This window comes from Actinacidiphila oryziradicis, from assembly GCF_005047355.1.
Classification (GTDB): domain Bacteria; phylum Actinomycetota; class Actinomycetes; order Streptomycetales; family Streptomycetaceae; genus Actinacidiphila; species Actinacidiphila oryziradicis.
In genome coordinates, this window is sequence record NZ_SUMC01000310.1 from 1 (window position 1) to 1,746 (window position 1,746).

Genomic DNA, 1,746 nt, shown 5'->3' on the forward strand with positions numbered 1-1,746 from the left:
CCACACGACGATCACCCTGGCGGGTGAGCTCGACATGGACACGGCGCCACCGGTGTGCGTGATGATCCAGGACTGTCTGCGAGGCGGAATCCGCACCATCGACATCGACCTGACCCTCCTGACCTTCTGCGACGTCAGCGGCCTCAATACCTTCCTGGCCGCTGCCGAGCGCACGGCCACCGCCGGGGGATTGCTGTGCCTGCACCATCCGCATCCGATGCTGACCCGTCTCCTGGGCCTCACCGGCACCGGCTTCCTCGTGCACGGCCGGGAAGCTGAGCTTCGTCCCCTCACGGACGGCCTGGCCGTCGTGTCCCAAGCGCTGGCCTCGTGAGCACGGCGCGCGGTGGTCGCGGGTGATCAGTGACCGCATGGTCGGGGTCCTGCGTCTGCTGCAGCTCGACGACTGGTCCGACGGGGTCGCGGACGTCACCGCGGCGGGCGCCGAGGCGTTGGGCGTCGACGGCCTCGCGGTCTCCCTGGTCACCGAGGGCGACCTGACCGAGCTCCTGTGGTGCTCCGACGCCACGACGCGCCACTTCGAGGACCTGCAGCTCACCCTCGGAGAGGGGCCGGGCCTGGACGCGGCACGCACCGGCACCATGGTGTGGGTGCCGGACCTGGCAGCCGTCCGCATGGCCCGCTGGCCCGCCCTGGCGATGGAGGCCCCCGATGTGCCGGCCCGCGCGGTGTTCTGCTTCCCGATGGGCATCGGCGCCATCAGGGTCGGCGTGATGACCGCGGTGCGCCGCACCCCGGGTGCGCTGAGCGCCCAGCAGGCCGACGACGCTGTGATGCTGGCCGACTCGCTCACCGCCCGCTGCCTGGGCAGCGGTGAACCACGCCTGGACGGGTCTTCCCCCGCCGACTCCCCGCACACCCTGCAGCACGCGGTGATCCACCAGGCGACGGGCATGGTGAGCGTCCAGCTCGCCCTGCCCCTGCCCCAAGCCCTGCTGCGGCTACGCGCGCATGCTTACGGCAGCGGGCGTTCCATCACCGACGTCTCCCAGGACGTGGTGGACCGGCGCCTTCGCCTGGACCCAGGCGGCAATGGCACGCCTCCGACCGTCGTAGACAAGGACTGATCGACATGACCCGCGAACATCGCGTGACCGAAGTCTTCGTGGAAGTCGCCGACTCCCTGATCGACGACTTCGACCTCATCGACTTCCTCCAGCAGCTCTCGGTGCGCTGCATGGAACTGCTGAACGTGGCGGCGGTCGGCATCCTGCTGGCCGACCAGCACGACATGCTGCAGACCATGGCGGCCTCCGACGAGCACACCCGGCTGCTGGAACTCTTCGCCCTGCAACACGACCAGGGCCCCTGCGTGGACTGCTACAAGAGCGGCCAGGCCCGCACCAACATCAACCTCACCGACCCGAAGGTCACCGCCGCCTGGCCCGCGTTCGCCGCCCGCGCCGCGGAGACCGGGTTCGTGGCCACCAACGCGCTCCCGCTGCGGCTGCGCGGCCGGGTCATCGGAGCCCTCGCCCTGTTCCAGACCGACCCCGGCCCCCTCAGCGACGAGGACATCACCCTGGCCCAAGCCCTGGCGGACATGGCCACCATCGCCATCCTCCAGCAGCGCACCCTGGACCAAAGCCAAGTCGAGCGCGCCCAACTCCAGTACGCCCTGACCAGCCGCATCGTCCTGGAACAAGCCAAGGGCATCCTCGCGGAACGCTGGCACGTCTCGGTCGACGACGCCTTCGCCGCCTTCCGCGGCTACGCCCGCGCCCA

Annotated in this window: 3 protein-coding genes; all 3 read left to right on the forward strand. The window is 70.4% G+C overall.

Annotated features, from left to right (window positions below; genetic code table 11):
* Positions 1 to 334: STAS domain-containing protein (locus FCI23_RS55480; RefSeq protein WP_136731734.1), on the forward strand; the 334-nt coding region annotated here is incomplete at its 5' end.
* A gap of 22 nt (positions 335 to 356) precedes the next feature.
* Positions 357 to 1,088, forward strand: coding sequence for a GAF domain-containing protein (locus FCI23_RS55485; protein ID WP_136731735.1), 732 nt, complete (start codon positions 357 to 359; stop codon positions 1,086 to 1,088).
* 5 nt (positions 1,089 to 1,093) lie between these two features.
* A partial coding sequence (locus tag FCI23_RS55490; protein ID WP_169317498.1) for a GAF domain-containing protein occupies positions 1,094 to 1,746 on the forward strand: 653 nt, incomplete at its 3' end.